Origin of the sequence: Qipengyuania pacifica (genome assembly GCF_019857205.1) — a bacterium.
GTDB classification, from domain to species: domain Bacteria; phylum Pseudomonadota; class Alphaproteobacteria; order Sphingomonadales; family Sphingomonadaceae; genus Qipengyuania; species Qipengyuania pacifica.
The window spans coordinates 114,890-130,363 of the sequence record NZ_JAHWXO010000004.1 but is presented as its reverse complement, the minus strand read 5'-3'; the positions used below and the strand labels follow the sequence as shown (position 1 = coordinate 130,363).

The 15,474-nt window shown below is 59.9% G+C and carries 17 protein-coding genes and 1 tRNA gene; 12 read left to right on the top strand and 6 right to left on the bottom strand.

Annotated features, from left to right (window positions below; genetic code table 11):
• Window positions 1-72 precede the first annotated feature (72 nt).
• The 3 genes from pnp to KYK83_RS07985 all read left to right on the top strand — a co-directional run bounded on the left by pnp (window position 73) and on the right by KYK83_RS07985 (window position 4,028).
• Window positions 73-2,364, top strand: coding sequence for a polyribonucleotide nucleotidyltransferase (pnp, locus tag KYK83_RS07995; protein WP_222827839.1), 2,292 nt, complete (start codon window positions 73-75; stop codon window positions 2,362-2,364).
• A 151-nt stretch (window positions 2,365-2,515) separates the two neighbouring features.
• Window positions 2,516-3,268: a hypothetical protein gene (locus KYK83_RS07990; RefSeq protein WP_222827838.1), complete on the top strand. Its 753-nt coding sequence runs from the start codon at window positions 2,516-2,518 to the stop codon at window positions 3,266-3,268.
• 73 nt (window positions 3,269-3,341) lie between these two features.
• Window positions 3,342-4,028, top strand: a complete 687-nt coding sequence (locus KYK83_RS07985; RefSeq protein WP_196847895.1) for a spermidine synthase family protein — start codon at window positions 3,342-3,344, stop codon at window positions 4,026-4,028.
• Here the strand turns inward: KYK83_RS07985 and KYK83_RS07980 are convergent.
• Both KYK83_RS07980 and KYK83_RS07975 read right to left on the bottom strand, forming a co-directional pair.
• Window positions 4,018-4,539: a DUF1993 domain-containing protein gene (locus tag KYK83_RS07980; RefSeq protein WP_222827837.1), complete on the bottom strand. Its 522-nt coding sequence runs from the start codon at window positions 4,537-4,539 to the stop codon at window positions 4,018-4,020. The genes KYK83_RS07985 and KYK83_RS07980 overlap by 11 nt on opposite strands.
• Before the next feature lie 198 nt (window positions 4,540-4,737).
• Window positions 4,738-5,427, bottom strand: coding sequence for a GcrA family cell cycle regulator (locus KYK83_RS07975; protein WP_222827836.1), 690 nt, complete (start codon window positions 5,425-5,427; stop codon window positions 4,738-4,740).
• A 71-nt stretch (window positions 5,428-5,498) separates the two neighbouring features.
• On the opposite strand from KYK83_RS07975, the gene KYK83_RS07970 reads away from it, so the two are divergent.
• A complete protein-coding gene (locus KYK83_RS07970) occupies window positions 5,499-6,398 on the top strand; it encodes an ABC transporter permease (RefSeq protein WP_221598713.1) in 900 nt (299 codons plus the stop codon).
• 13 nt (window positions 6,399-6,411) lie between these two features.
• On the opposite strand, the gene hspQ is transcribed toward KYK83_RS07970, so the two are convergent.
• On the bottom strand, window positions 6,412-6,792 hold the full coding sequence (hspQ, locus tag KYK83_RS07965) for a heat shock protein HspQ (RefSeq protein ID WP_103024244.1): 381 nt from the start codon (window positions 6,790-6,792) through the stop codon (window positions 6,412-6,414).
• 161 nt (window positions 6,793-6,953) lie between these two features.
• Between hspQ and KYK83_RS07960 the strand changes: the two genes are divergently transcribed.
• The 5 genes from KYK83_RS07960 (at window position 6,954) to KYK83_RS07940 (ending at window position 9,538) form a co-directional block, all read left to right on the top strand.
• Window positions 6,954-7,043, top strand: a tRNA-Ser gene (locus tag KYK83_RS07960).
• Between the two features lie 357 nt (window positions 7,044-7,400).
• Window positions 7,401-7,667: a translation initiation factor IF-1 gene (gene infA / locus KYK83_RS07955; protein ID WP_103024406.1), complete on the top strand. Its 267-nt coding sequence runs from the start codon at window positions 7,401-7,403 to the stop codon at window positions 7,665-7,667.
• A 44-nt stretch (window positions 7,668-7,711) separates the two neighbouring features.
• Window positions 7,712-7,864 (top strand): hypothetical protein, encoded by a 153-nt coding sequence (locus tag KYK83_RS07950; protein ID WP_222827835.1) that lies wholly within the window; start codon window positions 7,712-7,714, stop codon window positions 7,862-7,864.
• A 57-nt stretch (window positions 7,865-7,921) separates the two neighbouring features.
• Window positions 7,922-8,134 (top strand): hypothetical protein, encoded by a 213-nt coding sequence (locus KYK83_RS07945; RefSeq protein WP_103024245.1) that lies wholly within the window; start codon window positions 7,922-7,924, stop codon window positions 8,132-8,134.
• A 213-nt stretch (window positions 8,135-8,347) separates the two neighbouring features.
• Window positions 8,348-9,538, top strand: coding sequence for a sensor histidine kinase (locus KYK83_RS07940; RefSeq protein WP_222827834.1), 1,191 nt, complete (start codon window positions 8,348-8,350; stop codon window positions 9,536-9,538).
• Window positions 9,539-9,559: 21 nt separating this feature from the next.
• On the opposite strand, the gene KYK83_RS07935 is transcribed toward KYK83_RS07940, so the two are convergent.
• From KYK83_RS07935 to queF, 3 genes are all read right to left on the bottom strand, one after another.
• Window positions 9,560-9,982, bottom strand: coding sequence for a response regulator (locus tag KYK83_RS07935; RefSeq protein WP_222827833.1), 423 nt, complete (start codon window positions 9,980-9,982; stop codon window positions 9,560-9,562).
• A gap of 116 nt (window positions 9,983-10,098) precedes the next feature.
• The gene (locus KYK83_RS07930; RefSeq protein ID WP_222827832.1) at window positions 10,099-11,706 is read right to left on the bottom strand and encodes a phytoene desaturase family protein; all 1,608 of its coding nucleotides are present in this window, start codon (window positions 11,704-11,706) and stop codon (window positions 10,099-10,101) included.
• 15 nt (window positions 11,707-11,721) lie between these two features.
• On the bottom strand, window positions 11,722-12,180 hold the full coding sequence (gene queF / locus KYK83_RS07925; protein WP_103024249.1) for a preQ(1) synthase: 459 nt from the start codon (window positions 12,178-12,180) through the stop codon (window positions 11,722-11,724).
• A 540-nt stretch (window positions 12,181-12,720) separates the two neighbouring features.
• Here queF and KYK83_RS07920 point away from each other — a divergent pair.
• The 3 genes from KYK83_RS07920 to metC are packed head-to-tail and all read left to right on the top strand — an operon-like array spanning window position 12,721 to window position 15,474.
• The gene (locus KYK83_RS07920) at window positions 12,721-13,389 is read left to right on the top strand and encodes a hypothetical protein (protein ID WP_222827831.1); all 669 of its coding nucleotides are present in this window, start codon (window positions 12,721-12,723) and stop codon (window positions 13,387-13,389) included.
• A 37-nt stretch (window positions 13,390-13,426) separates the two neighbouring features.
• Window positions 13,427-14,260 (top strand): sulfurtransferase, encoded by an 834-nt coding sequence (locus KYK83_RS07915; protein ID WP_221598640.1) that lies wholly within the window; start codon window positions 13,427-13,429, stop codon window positions 14,258-14,260.
• A gap of 2 nt (window positions 14,261-14,262) precedes the next feature.
• Complete coding sequence (metC, locus tag KYK83_RS07910) at window positions 14,263-15,474, top strand: cystathionine beta-lyase (RefSeq protein WP_222827830.1); 1,212 nt, start codon at window positions 14,263-14,265, stop codon at window positions 15,472-15,474.

Sequence of the window (15,474 nt, the reverse complement as noted above, 5' to 3'; positions counted from 1 at the left end):
GACCGGGACGGAATACCCGGCACAGTAGGCCCCGCATCGCAATAAGGCCGTGCGGGTCATCAAGGAAAATACATGTTCGACACGAAAACCGTATCGCTGGAGTGGGGCGGAAAGACCCTCACTCTGGAAACCGGCCGCATTGCCCGTCAGGCTGACGGCGCGGTCCTCGCCACATATGGCGAAACCGTTGTGCTCTGTGCGGTCACGGCCGCCAAGAGCGTGAAGGAAGGTCAGGACTTCTTCCCGCTGACCGTCCATTATCAGGAAAAATTCTCGTCAGCCGGCCGTATCCCGGGTGGCTTCTTCAAGCGCGAGCGCGGTGCGACCGAAAAGGAAACGCTGACGAGCCGCCTGATCGACCGTCCGGTCCGCCCGCTGTTTCCCGAAGGTTTCTACAACGAAATCAACGTCATTGCGCAGGTGTTCAGCTATGATGGCGAATGCGAGCCCGACGTTCTGGCGATGATCGCCGCTTCGGCAGCTCTGACGATTTCAGGCGTTCCCTTCATGGGCCCGATCGGTGCCTGCCGCGTCGGCTTCAAGGATGGCGAATACATCCTCAACCCGAAGCAGGCCTCGGCCTTGGCCGACGACGGCCGTCTCGATCTCGTCGTTGCCGCCACCGGCGATGCCGTGATGATGGTTGAATCGGAAGCCAAGGAACTGACCGAAGCAGAAATGCTCGGCGCCGTTGCTTTTGCACACGACAACATCCGCCCGGTCGTCAATGCGATAGTCGACCTGGCCGAACAGGCCGCCAAGGATCCGTGGGACGTTGCCTCGCAGGATGGCAATGAAGACATGAAGTCGGCCATCAAGGCGATGATCGGCAAAGACATCGAAGCTGCCTACAAGCAGACCGACAAGTCGGCCCGTTCGGACGCGCTGAATGCCGCCCGCGACAAGGTCAAGGCGCATTACGGTTCGGATGAATTCGACGGCCAGCAGCGCATGACCGCGATCAAGCTGACCAAGAAGCTGGAAGCGGAAATCGTCCGCGGCGCCATCCTCAAGGACGGCACCCGCATCGACGGCCGCAAGCTCGATCAGGTTCGCCCGATCGAAGCCATGGTCGGCGTGTTGCCCCGTGCGCACGGTTCGTCGCTGTTCACCCGCGGTGAAACGCAGGCGTTGTGCTCGACCACCCTTGGCACCAAGGACAGCGAGCAGATGATCGACGGTCTCGAAGGCCTGTCGTACGAACGCTTCATGCTGCACTACAACTTCCCGCCGTATTCGGTCGGTGAAGTCGGTCGTTTCGGTGCCCCGTCGCGCCGCGATACCGGCCATGGCAAGCTTGCCTGGCGTGCGCTGCACAACGTGCTGCCGACCCATGACGATTTCCCGTACACCATCCGCGTGCTGTCCGACATTACCGAGTCCAACGGCTCGAGCTCGATGGCAACGATCTGCGGCGGCTGCCTCTCCATGATGGATGCCGGCGTTCCGATCGAACGTCCGGTGAGCGGTATCGCGATGGGCCTGATCCTCGAAGGCAATGATTTTGCCGTTCTGTCCGACATTCTGGGCGACGAAGATCACCTCGGCGACATGGATTTCAAGGTTGCAGGTACGGAAGCCGGCATCACTACGATGCAGATGGACATCAAGGTTGCCGGTATCACGCAGGAAATCATGCAGAAGGCGCTCGAGCAGGCAAAGGCCGGTCGTGCGCACATCCTCGGTGAAATGAACAAGGCTCTGACCGGTTCGCGCAACGAGGTTTCGAAGCATGCTCCGCGTATCGAAACCATCCAGATCGACAAGTCGAAGATCCGCGACGTCATCGGCACGGGTGGCAAGGTGATCCGTGAGATCGTCGCCGAAACCGGCGCCAAGGTCGACATCGACGATGAAGGCGTGATCAAGATTTCGTCTTCGAACGCCGACGAGATCGCGGCTGCCAAGGCTTGGATCGAAGGCATCGTCGAAGAAGCGGAAGTCGGCAAGATCTACAACGGCAAGGTCGTCAATATCGTCGATTTCGGCGCTTTCGTGAACTTCATGGGTGGCAAGGACGGTCTCGTCCATGTCAGCGAAATGAAGAACGAACGTGTCGAGAAGCCGACCGACGTCGTGTCCGAAGGCCAGGAAGTTAAGGTCAAGGTCCTCGAGATCGATCAGCGTGGCAAGGTCCGCCTGTCGATGCGTGTCGTCGATCAGGAAACCGGCGAAGAGCTGGAAGACACCCGTCCGCCGCGCGAACCGCGCGGCGACCGTGGTCCGCGTGGCGGCGGTGGCGGCGGCGGCGATCGTCGTGGCGGCCGTGGTGGCCGCGGCGGCGGTGACCGTGGTCCGCGTCGCGATCGCGATGGCGGCAACGGTGGCGGCGAAGCCCACGTTCCGGACTTCCTGAAGGACTGATCCTTCCACAATAACTTTCGGGAAAGGGCCGTGAGGGAGACCTCTCGGCCCTTTTCTTTAAGTGTGCTTGGTTATGATGAATTAACCCGTTTTTAACCGTGATAAATGACACTGCGACTTCTACATGATAATGAAGGATGTGAGTGCTCGCATGCGAGTTGGTGTCATCAGCATGGATGAACATGCGGCGGGGTGGAGCAGTGCTGCTTTGACAAAAGTCCCGAAACGCAATCGTCAGTCTGAACGGATCGCGACGCTTCGCGAGCGGGGCTATTCCGAACAGGAACTTGCCGAAACCCAGCGCCTGGACCGGCACAATCTCCTGCTCGTTCTGCTGACGCTGGCGGCGTTGTTGCTGGCGGCCAGCCTCTACGGGTGGCACATGTACGCCAATCCGGCCGGTGCAGCCGATAGCGACGTTGTAACGGAAAGCGAAGAAGGCTCGGGCGGCATTCTGTCCGGCGGGACCGTTGCCGATTTCTTCCGCTCGACCGTCGAAGCCGAAGAACCAGTGGCGATCGATGAAGATGATGCTACGACAACACCCAAAGCTGGCAGGGCAGCGAAGTCCGGCAAGTCAGAGGCGTCACCCGGTCCATTCATCCTGCTAGGCCCGCCGCCGGCCAGCGCACCGGTTGCGATACCCTTCGCCGGCCCCGACAAATCGGCGGTGCGGCGTACGACCGTGCGGGCCCTGAAAAGCGGAAAGGCTCGCATGTGGAAGGATAATGGCGAACGCGGCTATGTCTTGGTGAGCGGAGCCACTGCCTATTCGGACCGCAACTGCCGTCAGGTGAGCTACACCCTTATTCCTGAAATCGGAGATCAGCGGACATCGTCCCCCGTCCAGTGGTGCGAAGTCAAACGCGGCGACTGGCGCGAAGACGCTTACACCGGGCGCTGATCGTACGGATGACGCCTTGAGTTTGACGCGAGCATGATTTGGGTTAGGGGCGGGGACCTTTCCGGAGATAAATGTGCTGCCGCGTGAAACGATTGCCACTGCCGACATACCTGATGGCGAAACACTCACGCTCGTTAGTCACGGGCGCGATTTCGTCATCATGCTCGGCAGGGACGAACTCATGGGTACGCGCATGCAGTTCTCCGAAGAACAGCTTGCGGTGCTTACGCTGGCCGAACTCGATGCGCGGGCTCCGCGTATCCTCATCGGCGGCTATGGAATGGGCTTCACCTATCGCGCGGCACTTGCGGGCCTGCCGGAGAAGGGCACGGTTACCGTTGCCGAAGTCGTGCCGGAAATACTGGAATGGGCTGAAGGTCCGCTAGCCCATCTCACGGGCGATAGCCTTCAGGATCCGCGCGGGAATGTCGTGATTTGCGACGTCGCCGCCCTTATTGACGACGCGAACGACGGAACGAGCGCCAAATATGATGCCATTCTCCTCGACGTCGATAACGGCCCCGACGGGATCGTACGCGATGCGAATTATCGTATTTACAGCAAGACGGGGCTCGGCAAGGCGCGCGACGCACTGAAGCCGGGCGGCATTCTTGCGGTCTGGTCTGCTGCTCCCGATCACAGGTTCACCATGCGCCTGAAGGAAAGCGGTTTCGACGTGGAGGTGCGCGAAGTGCGCGCAAGGCCCAACAACAAGGGCCCGCGCCATACGATCTGGTTTGCCCGTAAGACTAGGGCTTGATCCTCACTCGTCCCAGAAAATCGCGTTTGCCGACAGGAACGCCTTTCATGCGCAGGATGTCATAGGCAGTGGCGCAGTGGAAATAGAAGTTCGGCTGACTGAAACTCAGCAGGAAGTCTTCAGCGGTAAAATCCATTCGGTTGCTTTTGAATTCGAACCGCATGGGTTGGCCGATGAACGCTTCCATGTCCTCTTCCGTCAGGCCGTTCATGAATTCGGTCGCTTGCGCCAGCTTGGTGCGCAAATCGCCGAGACTTGCAGGTGGCGGCGACAGGTCGGGGGAATAGACGCCGGCGCGTAGACCTTCGATCGACCCTTTCGTATGTTCGGCAACGCTCTTTATCTGATAGGAAAAGGGCAGCATGTCATCGACGATCCGAGCGCCGATGATGTCGGCATGGTCATGGCCGTGATCGTCGCACCATTGTTCTGCCGTGCCGACTAGATGCTTGGCTGTCCCAAGCATCTGGAGGGCGCTGGGCACATAGGCGGCGTGAAGTGACAATGGCATCGACTGGATCCTCTCTTGTTCGCTTGTGTCGACATCTAACTGACGTGTCACATATGCATCAATGAGGGATTTCGAAATTGGCCAAGCGCCAGCGTCCGACCCGGCAGATGTTCGCGCCCGTTTCGATAGGTCGTGAAACTATGCTCGCCTTCTCCGCATCGCGGATGAAGGAGAAGGCGAGGAATTCAGACAGTTCGATCAGCGTACGCGCGGTCCGCCGAAGGGCAGGGGCGGAGGAGGGCGGCGCGCGCCGCGCGGAAGCTGTGCCTGATACGCCCGGCCGCAATGTTCAACGCAGTAGGGAAAGCCGGGATTTACGGACTCCCCGCAGAAATGGAAATCGGGCTCGCCAGGGTGACCCATAGGCCAGCGACATACCTTGTCCGACAGATCCAGCAGGCTCGTCTTGTCGGCGATCTCCGCACTAGGTTTGGCCGGTACCAGTCGGCGCGGCGGCGCCGGCGGGATAGGGGCCTGCTGGTCGCCCGGGCCCTGACGGAGAAAACCGCCCGGACCGACCGAAACGATCTTGGGCAGGTCCGAAGACTTGTTGGGCAGGGGCTGCGACGGGATTGAGGCATCGGGCGCTGGCGACTGCGCCGCCGCAGGCTTCGCCGGAGCGATTGGAGCGGTCGGAGCGGGTTTCGCTGCAGGCTTTACCGGCTTCTTTGCGACCGGCTTGGGTGCAGCCGGTTTGGCCTTTACGGCAGGCTTCTTCTTCTCGTTCGCCTTGACTGGCGACGGACGTGATTTGAGGCCGAGGCGATGTGCCTTTCCGATCACGGCATTGCGGCTGACGCCACCAAGTTCGTCGGCAATCTGGCTGGCGGTAGATCCGCCTTCCCACATCTTCTTCAGCGTTGCGATCCGTTCGTCGGTCCAGCTCATCTGCAGTCCTGTATCTCGTGTCTTGACGCCTCAGCTTGCAAGCTGGGACGCTTGGGCCTAGTCGCGGCCTCATGGTGGATCAAGCCCAGCCCGCATCGCCCGAAAACGAGCACCCGGACGCCTCTTTCGTAGAGGACCATGCCGGAGGGGAGGGCCGTTTTCCGCCGCGGGGACGCCCGGTGATCCGGGGGATCAACGGGATTGGCCTGTGGAGTCTCTATATTAAGGAGATACGCCGGTTTCTCAAGGTCCAGACGCAGACAATCTGGGCTCCAGCGATCACAACGCTGCTTTTTCTCGTGATATTTTCGGTAGCGCTCGGCCGTGGGGGGCGCGAAGTGCTGGGAGTGAATTTCCCGACCTTCGTCGCGCCGGGACTGATTGCCATGGCAATGATGCAAAATGGCTTTGCCAATTCGAGCTTCTCGTTGCTGTCGGGCAAGATCCAGGGAACCATCATCGACCTGCTGATGCCGCCCTTGTCCGAAGGCGAACTGATGGCGGGGATTGTCGGCGCTGCAATGACGCGCGCGGTTGCCGTGGGCTTCGTAGTGGCTGGCGCAATGCTGCTTTATCCCGGCGTCAACCTTGCCATGGCTCACCCGTGGGCGGTGGTATGGTTCGGCCTGATGGGGGCGTTAATGCTTTCGCTGCTGGGGCTGGTCGCTTCCATATGGGCCGAAAAATTCGATCACAACGCGGCCGTCACGAATTTCGTAATCGCTCCGCTCGCCATGCTTTCGGGCACGTTCTACATCATCGACCGGCTTGCGCCCGCGTTTCAGTCCGTCAGCCGGGCAAATCCGTTCTTTTACGTGATTTCAGGCTTCCGTTACGGCTTTCTCGGTCAAAGCGATATCGGCGATGGAACGGCTGTAATGCTGGCTGGGCTCGGCCTTCTGGCGCTGAATGCGGTGCTGGCCTTCGTGACTTACCGGCTTCTTGTATCAGGCTGGAAGATCAAGAACTGATCGTAACGATCGATCAGTGCGTCATGCTGCGGCGCATGCGATAGCGACCGTTTTCGAACTGTTCGAAATACTGGTGCACATCAGGGTGCGAAACCGGCCCAGAGATCGAATCCGTCACCAGGTTCTGCTGACTGACATAGGCGACGTAATCGCTGTCATCGCTTTCTGCGAGGAGATGGTAGAAGGGCTGGTTGCGATCGGGGCGAATGTCTTCGGGAATGGCTTCGTACCATTCGTCGCTATTGGCAAACACCGGATCGATATCGAAGATCACGCCGCGAAAATCGAACACGCGGTGTTTAACCACATCGCCAATGGCGAAGCGGCTTTTTACACGACGCGGAACGTCGATCGTGCGTCCAGCTTGGGCGGAAAAGTATTGAGTGCGATCCATGTGACTAGCAGATATGGGATAATTCGCGGCCCTTACAATGGGGAATGGCGGACGATCCCCCGAATTCTCGTGAAAAGGGCTTGGCAAGGGTGGGGCGCTCGGCTAATCGGCGCCCTCGCTTCGACCGGGGCCTCGTGCCCGAAAGCGCACCCGATACATGCGGAGAGGTGGCAGAGTGGTCGAATGCGCCGCACTCGAAATGCGGTATACGGGCAACCGTATCGAGGGTTCGAATCCCTCCCTCTCCGCCATAATTTCACGCATTTGTTTGTGTCGCTCGCGAACAGCGCAGCTGTGGGGCGTTATCAGCTTTGGCTCTTTCGCACAGCTGTTGTGGGGTACTGAGGCCGTTTCTCAGTTCAATGGTCGGGAAACTTACAGCAAGACGCCGCCTGTATCTGGGTGAGCATTTTTCATAATTCCAATGCCGGGCTATTGTAATTTTTTTGCACGCTGTTATATGAAAATTGCCTGACGTCGTTTGCGACGGATGTTGATTGCCACCGACCGCGCTAAAGCACGGGGTTGGCACCAGTTCCATTTCATCCAAGTTGGCTCCGCTGCGGAATGCGTCTGCGCGGATTATTTTTGTACGTAAGGATGGTTGTTTGGCGAAGGAAGAGCTCATTACGATGGAGGGTGCGATCGACGAGGTCCTGCCCGATGGACGTTTCGGCGTCACTCTCGATAATGAGCATCGCATTATCTGCTACACGGCGGGAAAAATGCGTCGCTACCGCATCCGATCGGTCGTTGGAGACCGCGTACATGTCGAAATGACACCCTACGATCTCAGCAAGGGCCGGATCGTCTTCCGCGAACGAACACCAGGGCAAGCGCCCGCCGGTGCGCGCAAGCGCGGCTACAGGCGCTGAGACTTTTAAGAAAGTGGCGGGATCAACCTGCCAGCACACAATTAATGAACACAATGAACGTGCGCGATGCGTCGCGCCCCAAGCTTTCGCTGCGCTATGGCGCGACCAATGCTCCGAGCGTGAGCCGTGAGCGAGACATTCCAGCTTCGATTGCGACCACCGAACTGCGACGTCTCGTCGCGACGATGATTGACTGAGCGCCCATCTTATTCGCGGCCGTGCACCAGCATTCCCGCCACAGCAGGAGAACTGACATGGACCTGAACCATCAATACGCCGAGCATCAGCGGGCACTCATGGGTGCTGGATGCGCCGCGAACGATGATGATCGCCTCGCCAAATTGGCAACGGCGTCCCACATTGCCGGTCGCATCAGCGACTTTCAGCACGGATTGGGCGCTGCGGCAGCCTGTGCCTGGAGCAAGGCGCACTTTGCCAATCCGGTTCCGATAACGGAAACCCCGTAACCCTTGCGTGGCGCGGTCCCAACCCATGCCAAGTCGTTGGCCTGGATCGATGCTTCAGTTTCTTGATGCGTCTCGAAAGAGGTTTTTCCCGGACTTGGGTTGAGGCAATGCCAGCCCCCCCTATCCAAGCGGCGGACAGGGAACCGTGATCGGGGCGAGGGCCTGCTAATACCTTGTTAAATTTCCCGGACTTGCTACTTTGTCGACTTTGGAATGGAGTGGGCCATCGAAAATTCGCAAACCGCCGATGCTCCCTCCGCGACCAATCCATTGTCGGACAGGTATCTGGCAGAAGTATGGCGCCGCCAGCAGCAGATTCTCGGCCGCGTCGCATTGGGGGGCGATCGCGAAGCCATACTGTCCGACATTGTCAGTCTGGCTGAAGAACAGACCGGCGATGGAATGCTGGCGTCGATCCTGCTGCTTTCCGAAGATGGAAAACATCTCGAGCTGGGCGGTGCGCCGAGCCTTCCCGATGAATACAACGCCGCCATCGAAGGCATGGAAATCGGTGAGGGCGAGGGGTCGTGCGGGACTGCGGCGGCGCGGGGACGCCCTGTTTTTGTCGAAGACATAGCGACCGATCCGCTCTGGGCCGATTTTCGCGAACTAGCCCTGTCTCACGGTCTGGCAGCCTGCTGGTCAGTGCCGATCAAAGCGGGTGACGGAAGCGTGCTCGGCACCTTTGCCAATTACTATCGCGAGCCGCGCCAACCGTCGGATCTCGACCGCGAGATTATCGAGGCAATTGCGCTCACAACATCGATCGCTGTCGAGCGGATCCGCCTCGAACGCATGCGGCATCGCGCCGAAGAGGCAAAGGGGCTTGTTCTCGAAGAGCTGCAGCACCGCGTGAAGAACGCCTTCTCGCTTGCCCAAAGTCTCATCAATCTCAACGTGCCGGCAGCGCTCAGTGCCCGCGATCTGGCAGACAAGGTCAATGGCAAACTGCGTGCCATTGCGTCTGCCCAGGATTTGATAATCGTGCGAAATGCGGCGGGTCGCTCCGATGAAATGACATCCATCCGCACGCTGCTCGCGACGATATTGAGCCCTCTGGGATATGGCGATGTGGATGAGCGCATACGCTTGGCGGGGGATGATCAAACGGTCGATGCGCAGTCTTTGTCGGGTCTGGCGATGGTCTTTCACGAACTTGCCACCAATGCGACGAAATATGGTGGATTGAAGGACACTTCGGGCGTCGTTTCCATCGAGTGGAATACGGGTCCTGAGGGTTTGAAGATCGAATGGTCTGAAAGTGGAGGTCCTGCGACGGTCGAACCCGAAAGCCAGAACTTCGGCAGCCGGCTGGTGGCTTCCACCATCCGCCAGCTTGGTGCGACCATTTATCATGACTGGCGCAACGATGGGCTTCGCGTGACGATTGTTTTGCCGCCCTAGATTGTTGTCACCAGTTTGAATTCAGCCCGGCGACGCCAGCATTTCCTGTATCGCTGTGTGGACCGTGGTCGACGCGTAGGGCTTTGGATAGAATCGCGAACCTTCCGGTAGAGAATCCGCGCTGAGCGAGGCTCTGCCAGATGTCACAATAATGCCGATTTCCGGTCGACGTCGCGAAACCTCTCGCGCCAGCATAACCCCATCGAGATCGCCCGGCATATGCACATCGGTGAAAAGGATATTGATCGCACTGCCGTCTGACAGCGCATCGAGTGCCTCCTGGCCGTTCGCCGCCTCGATCAGCCTGTAACCAAGAGCGCCAAGCTGATCGACCGCATCCATACGTATGAGGATTTCGTCCTCGACCACGAGGATCACGGTGTCGGGGTTCTGCATGGGGACGATATCCTTCTCGGATAGCCCCTCCGCCTTGTGGAACGACATATCTCGAACGCCTGCGCGCACGCATACGTTCCCCAGTCGATCTTAAGATACGAAATGTATTGATCTTGAAGCACTTGAAGCAGGCGAAATAGCCATTGTCGTCCTTCGGTGACGAACTAAACGCCGTTGAATCTGCGCCAATTGCCGCGGTCGAAGATGACTTCGCGTGCGCAATTATGGCCGGGAGCGCCTGTCACCCCGCCGCCGGGATGGGTCCCCGCACCACACATGTAGAGCCCCTTTACCGGCCCCCTGTAGGCGCCGTGACCCAACACCGGCCGCGCGGACCACAACTGGTCCAAACTCATATGGCCGTGCATGATATCGCCTCCGACCAGCCCGAACTTCCTGTAGAGTCCTTTGGGACTGAGAACCTGTCGCCCCAGGATGGAGGCGCGGAAGCCTGGTGCGACCGCCTCGACCGTATCGATTATGGTATCGGCTGCAGCATCCTCTTCATCGTCCCAATCGCGGCCATCGAGGAGTTCGGGCGCGAATTGCTGGCAAAACAGGCTCGCCACATGCTGGCCTGCCGGAGCCAGACTATCGTCGACCGTGCTGGGGATGAGCATTTCGACGATCGGTTTCTTGGACCAGCCCTCGGTCTTGGCATCGAGGAACGCCCTGTCCATGTAATTCAGTGTCGGGGCGAGAATGATACCCGACCGGTGGTGCTCACCCGGATGAGGGAGCGCGGTAAACGTCGGTAACTCACTCAGCGCCACATTCATGCGGAAGGTGCCGCCGCCCGCCTTGAACCCGCGCATGCGGCGGCGGAAATCCTCGGGCTGGTGGCTCTCGTCCAGCATTTTACCATAGAGGAGTTTGGGGCCGACATTGGCGATGACCCGCGCCGCCGCGATTTCCTCGCCGCTTTCGAGCCGTACCCCTGCGACCTCATCGCCATCCACCAGAACTTGGGTCACCGGCGCCTCCAGGCTGATGTCGACACCCGCCTGCCGGCACACCTTGGCCATGATCTGCGTGATCGTGCCCATACCCCCGATCACATGGCCCCAGGCACCCTTGTTGCCATTTACCTCGCCAAACACGTGATGAAGGAGGACATACGCGCTGCCCGGCGTGTCGGGGGAGGCGTAGTTGCCAACTACGGCGTCAAAGCCGAACGCGGCCTTGACCGCTTCGCTCTCGAACCACTGGCCGAGAAAGCTCGACGCGGATTTCGTGAACAGATCGAGGATGTCGCGCTTGGCCGGGAGGTCGAGACGCGCCATGCCCCACCCTTGCGACGCCCCGGAAATCAGTGTGCGCAGGCCTTCGCCGACATTCGGCGGGCTCTTGAGCGCCAGGTCGCGGAGAACCGAAGCCACCCCTTCCAGCGCATCGTAATAGGCCGGGAGTGTATCGGCATCATGCTTGGAGAACTTGCGGAATTCGGCCTGTGTTCGTTCCAGCCCGCCGCCCAGTTTCAGATAGCCCCCGTCTTCCTGCGGAAGGAAATTGGAGATTGGACGCTCGATGACGGTGTAACCGTGCTCTTCCAGTCGCATGTCGCGAATGACTTTGGGCTGCAGCAGGCTGACGGTGTAACTTGCTATGGAATTTCGGAAACCCGGGAGGAATTCCTCCGTAACGGCCGCACCGCCCACGACATCGCGCCGTTCGACGATGCGGACTTTCAGCCCCGCGCGGGCGAGATAGAATGCGCATACCAGCCCGTTATGGCCTGCTCCGATGATGACGGCGTCATATCTACTGGCCATGTGCGCTTGTCCGGATTAGCCCCGACCCCGGTACGACGGAACGCCCTGATCCGGTAGCCAAAGAGCCTCCGGCGGAGCGCCGCTTTGCCAGAACACGTCGATCGGAATGCCACCGCGCGGATACCAATAACCGCCGATGCGCAGCCATTGCGGCTTCATTTCGTCGAACAGGCGCTGGCCGATGCCGACCGTCACATCTTCGTGAAAACCGCAATGGTTGCGAAAACTCCCAAGGAACAGCTTGAGGCTTTTCGATTCCACGATTGTTTCGCCGGGTGCGTAATCGATAACGATATGTGCGAAATCGGGCTGTCCCGTCACCGGGCAAAGTGATGTGAACTCGGGCGCCGCGAACCGCACGAGATAAAGCTGGCCTGCGCGCGGGTTCGCCACATAATCGAGTTCCGCCTCGTCCGGAGAGGTGGGCAAGCCAGTACTTACGCCGAGGAATTTGGGAGAAGGTGTGTCGCTCATGCCGCGCTCCTGCCGTGATGCGCGAAAATGCGCAAGCCGGGGCTTGGAACTGTGCGCTTAAGTACCTATTCAGCGCGCCTCCGCACAGTGGCGGGTTTAATCCGCGAAACGAACCGCATGAATCTTCGTACCCGCATTTCCATCCTGGCGTTTGTCGCGTCTTTACCGGCCATGGCGCACGCCCAGTCAGTAAACGATTTTTCGTTGGAACCTGCGCCAAGCCCAAGCGCCACCCCGCAAGCACAGGGGCCTGCGGATACGCAGAGGGGCGTGGAGATCCGTCCGCGTGCCGTTAATACCCCGACACCGACACCAACGCCGTCCTCGGCGCCTGCGCCGTCGGTGCCGGTCCAGCTTTCCGAACCGCGGCCTGTTCCTACAAGACAGGCCCCGCAGGCAAGTCCTCTCCCAACCGTGACGCCCCGCACGGTGGAAACGGTAGATCCGCAAGCCGAAGCACAGCCGACCCCGTCGCCATCCGAGCCGGCGAGCGAGCCGAGCGCTACAATCTTATCGCCAGCCTCACCGTCGCCGCAGCCGTTGCCGCCCGCACAACCGGCAACGAGTGATGACAATGGGGAAGACCTCCCCTGGTTGCCGATAGGCGGCATCGTAGCGCTGCTTACACTTCTCGGCGCAGGTTTTGTTATCTGGAACCGCCGCCGCGAAGCCGTCGTACCGGAAATCGAACGACCGCTGGTTGCCGCAGCGGGGCCCGTCGACGCGGTCCCGTTGGCGGATGCGTTGTCTGTACGGATAGAAAACGAAAAGCTCATCCGCAGCGCGGCCTTCGCCACGCTCAAATACCGGTTGACGCTGATCAATCGTACCAATGCTTCGCTAGCGGATGTCGTGGTCGGCATAGACCTGGTTTCGGCTCATTCCGGTGCGCCGATGGAACAGCAGATCGCTACCAATGGCACGGTGCTCGAAAAACGCCATGAGGTTCCCCGGATCTCTCCGCGGCAAAGCGTCACCCTTACAGGGCAAGTCCAGCTCCCGCTCGCGCAAGCCCATGTGATCAGGCAGGGTCGCCACCCGCTACTGGTTCCGCTGATGCGGGTCAGGATAGACGGTCCGGGCGAAGGGGCACTGCTCAAGACGTTCGTGGTCGGGCAGGGCATGCCGGACGGCGGCCGCGTGCAACCCTTCAGGCTTGATGAAGGCCCGCGCAGTTACGAACCGATTGCCCAGCGCGAGCTTGCCTGAGTCGACTTCGCTTCATCCGCACGCTAACCGGGCGACAATGCATAGTCTCGTCTCGACCCAATGGCTTGCCGAACAATCCGGCTCTCCCGACCTGGTGATACTCGACGCGTCGGCTCATCTACCCGACAGCCCGCGTAATTCGGCCGCGGATTTTTCGGAAGGTCACATCCCGGATGCGCGGTTTCTCGACCTGACCAGCTTTGTCGATACGGCATCACAGGTTCCCAAGGCAGTCCCTACGGCGGATCAGTTTGCCAGACGCCTGGGGCAGTTGGGGATCACCCCGTCGAGCCGCGTCGTGCTCTACGACGACAGCCAGATAAAAAGTGCAGCCCGCGCGTGGTTTATCTTTCGCCTCTATGGTTTCCGGAATGTCGCCATTCTGGATGGCGGGTTCTCGAGATGGAAACAGGAAGAACGGCCCATCGAGGCGGGCCGGGCAACTTACGAACAAACAGAATTCCCTACCCCCTCCATAGCTGGCGCCGTTCGCGGCAAGGATCAGATGCTCGCAAACGATAGTTCTCGCGCCGAACAGATCGTCGATGCGCGAGACGCGGCGCGCTTTGCGGGGGAAGAAGGCAGCGGTTCGGAAGGTCATATTCCCGGGGCGGCGAACCTGCACTTCGCCAAACTCTTCGCTGAAGACGGAACCTACCGGTCGCCCGACGATATAACTGCTTTGTTCGCGGAATCCGGCGTAGATCTGGATGGTCCGGTCACCACTTATTGCAACAGCGGCATGACGGCGTGCGTTCTCGCGTATGGTCTGCATCTGGCAGGAAAAGACGATGTCGCCCTTTACGACGGCAGTTGGCTCGAATGGGGTGAGGACGCCGATACACCGAAGGAAAAAGGGGCGGCGCAGTAGCGATGGCTGGGGGAAATGACGACAGCTACGCGCGGTCGACGCGTCTCGTAACGGTTGGCCGCTCTGGCGACTTTGCCGACAATGTCGTCAATCCGCCGATTTGGCGCGCAAGTACCCACCTTTATGCGAATTGCGCCGACCTCAAGGCGCGAAAAGCTCGTAACGAAGACGGACAATTCTTCTACGGCCGCCGCGGCGCGCCGACGCAGTGGGCTCTGGCACAGGCGTTGACTGCGCTGGAGCCTGGGGCGGCGGGAACGGTCCTGTACCCCAGTGGCCTTGCGGCTCTGGCGGGGGCACTATTGGCTGTTCTGCGCAGCGGAGACGTGTTGCTCGTCGCCGACAACGCCTACGAACCTACACGCAATACGGCGATGGGACTGCTCAAGACCTTCGGTGTGGAGCATCGTTTCTTCGACCCTCTCGATCTCGAGGCGTTCGAAGCGGCGTTTTGCGATCGCACAAGGGCCGTTATGCTCGAAGTACCGGGCAGTCTTACCATGGAAGTCTGCGACATCCCTGCACTTACGCGAATAGCGCGAGACAAGGGCGCGGTCAGTCTCATCGACAACACGTGGGCCACGTCGCTCGGCTTTGAAGCTCTCGGCCATGGTTGCGATATCGCCATCACCGCGCTGACCAAGCATGTGGGCGGACATTCCGACCTTATGATGGGCGCCGCATCTGCGGGGGAGCGATGGTATCGGCGCCTGCGCCTCGGTGCGCAGCAATTGGGTCATGTCGTGTCCCCCGATGATGCTGCGCTGGCCCTTCGGGGGTTGCGGACCATGGGCGTACGCCTCGAACGGCAGAGCAAGACCGCACTTGCGATTGCGCAATGGCTCGGTGATCGCGACGAGGTCGCTCACGTTCTTTCGCCGATGCTGCCGGGTGGGCCGGGGTATGACCTATGGCAGCGCGATTTTACAGGGGGCTGCGGCTTGTTCAGCTTCGTATTGAAGGGCCGAGACGATGCCGCCCGTTGCCGGTTGATCGATGCCCTGCAATTGTTCGGCATCGGCTACAGTTGGGGTGGTTTCGAAAGCCTGGCCTTGCCGTTCGATGTCGATCCAATCCGCAGCACTATGGCATGGCCGAAGGAAGGATGGGGGCTTGAGGACCGCTTCGCTATCCGGCTATCGATCGGTCTTGAAGACAAGGACGATTTGATTGCCGACCTCACCAATGGTTTTGCGGCGATGAACGAAGGATAG

Bases quoted from the DNA above. Each gene is read 5' to 3' on its own strand.
- pnp (WP_222827839.1), top strand. From the start codon at position 73: ATGTTCGACACGAAAACCGTATCGCTGGAGTGGGGCGGAAAGACCCTC.
- KYK83_RS07990 (WP_222827838.1), top strand. From the start codon at position 2,516: ATGCGAGTTGGTGTCATCAGCATGGATGAACATGCGGCGGGGTGGAGC.
- KYK83_RS07980 (WP_222827837.1), bottom strand. From the start codon at position 4,539: ATGCCATTGTCACTTCACGCCGCCTATGTGCCCAGCGCCCTCCAGATG.
- KYK83_RS07975 (WP_222827836.1), bottom strand. From the start codon at position 5,427: ATGAGCTGGACCGACGAACGGATCGCAACGCTGAAGAAGATGTGGGAA.
- KYK83_RS07970 (WP_221598713.1), top strand. From the start codon at position 5,499: ATGGTGGATCAAGCCCAGCCCGCATCGCCCGAAAACGAGCACCCGGAC.
- hspQ (WP_103024244.1), bottom strand. From the start codon at position 6,792: ATGGATCGCACTCAATACTTTTCCGCCCAAGCTGGACGCACGATCGAC.
- KYK83_RS07950 (WP_222827835.1), top strand. From the start codon at position 7,712: ATGAACACAATGAACGTGCGCGATGCGTCGCGCCCCAAGCTTTCGCTG.
- KYK83_RS07945 (WP_103024245.1), top strand. From the start codon at position 7,922: ATGGACCTGAACCATCAATACGCCGAGCATCAGCGGGCACTCATGGGT.
- KYK83_RS07940 (WP_222827834.1), top strand. From the start codon at position 8,348: ATGGAGTGGGCCATCGAAAATTCGCAAACCGCCGATGCTCCCTCCGCG.
- KYK83_RS07935 (WP_222827833.1), bottom strand. From the start codon at position 9,982: ATGTCGTTCCACAAGGCGGAGGGGCTATCCGAGAAGGATATCGTCCCC.
- KYK83_RS07930 (WP_222827832.1), bottom strand. From the start codon at position 11,706: ATGGCCAGTAGATATGACGCCGTCATCATCGGAGCAGGCCATAACGGG.
- queF (WP_103024249.1), bottom strand. From the start codon at position 12,180: ATGAGCGACACACCTTCTCCCAAATTCCTCGGCGTAAGTACTGGCTTG.
- KYK83_RS07915 (WP_221598640.1), top strand. From the start codon at position 13,427: ATGCATAGTCTCGTCTCGACCCAATGGCTTGCCGAACAATCCGGCTCT.
- metC (WP_222827830.1), top strand. From the start codon at position 14,263: ATGGCTGGGGGAAATGACGACAGCTACGCGCGGTCGACGCGTCTCGTA.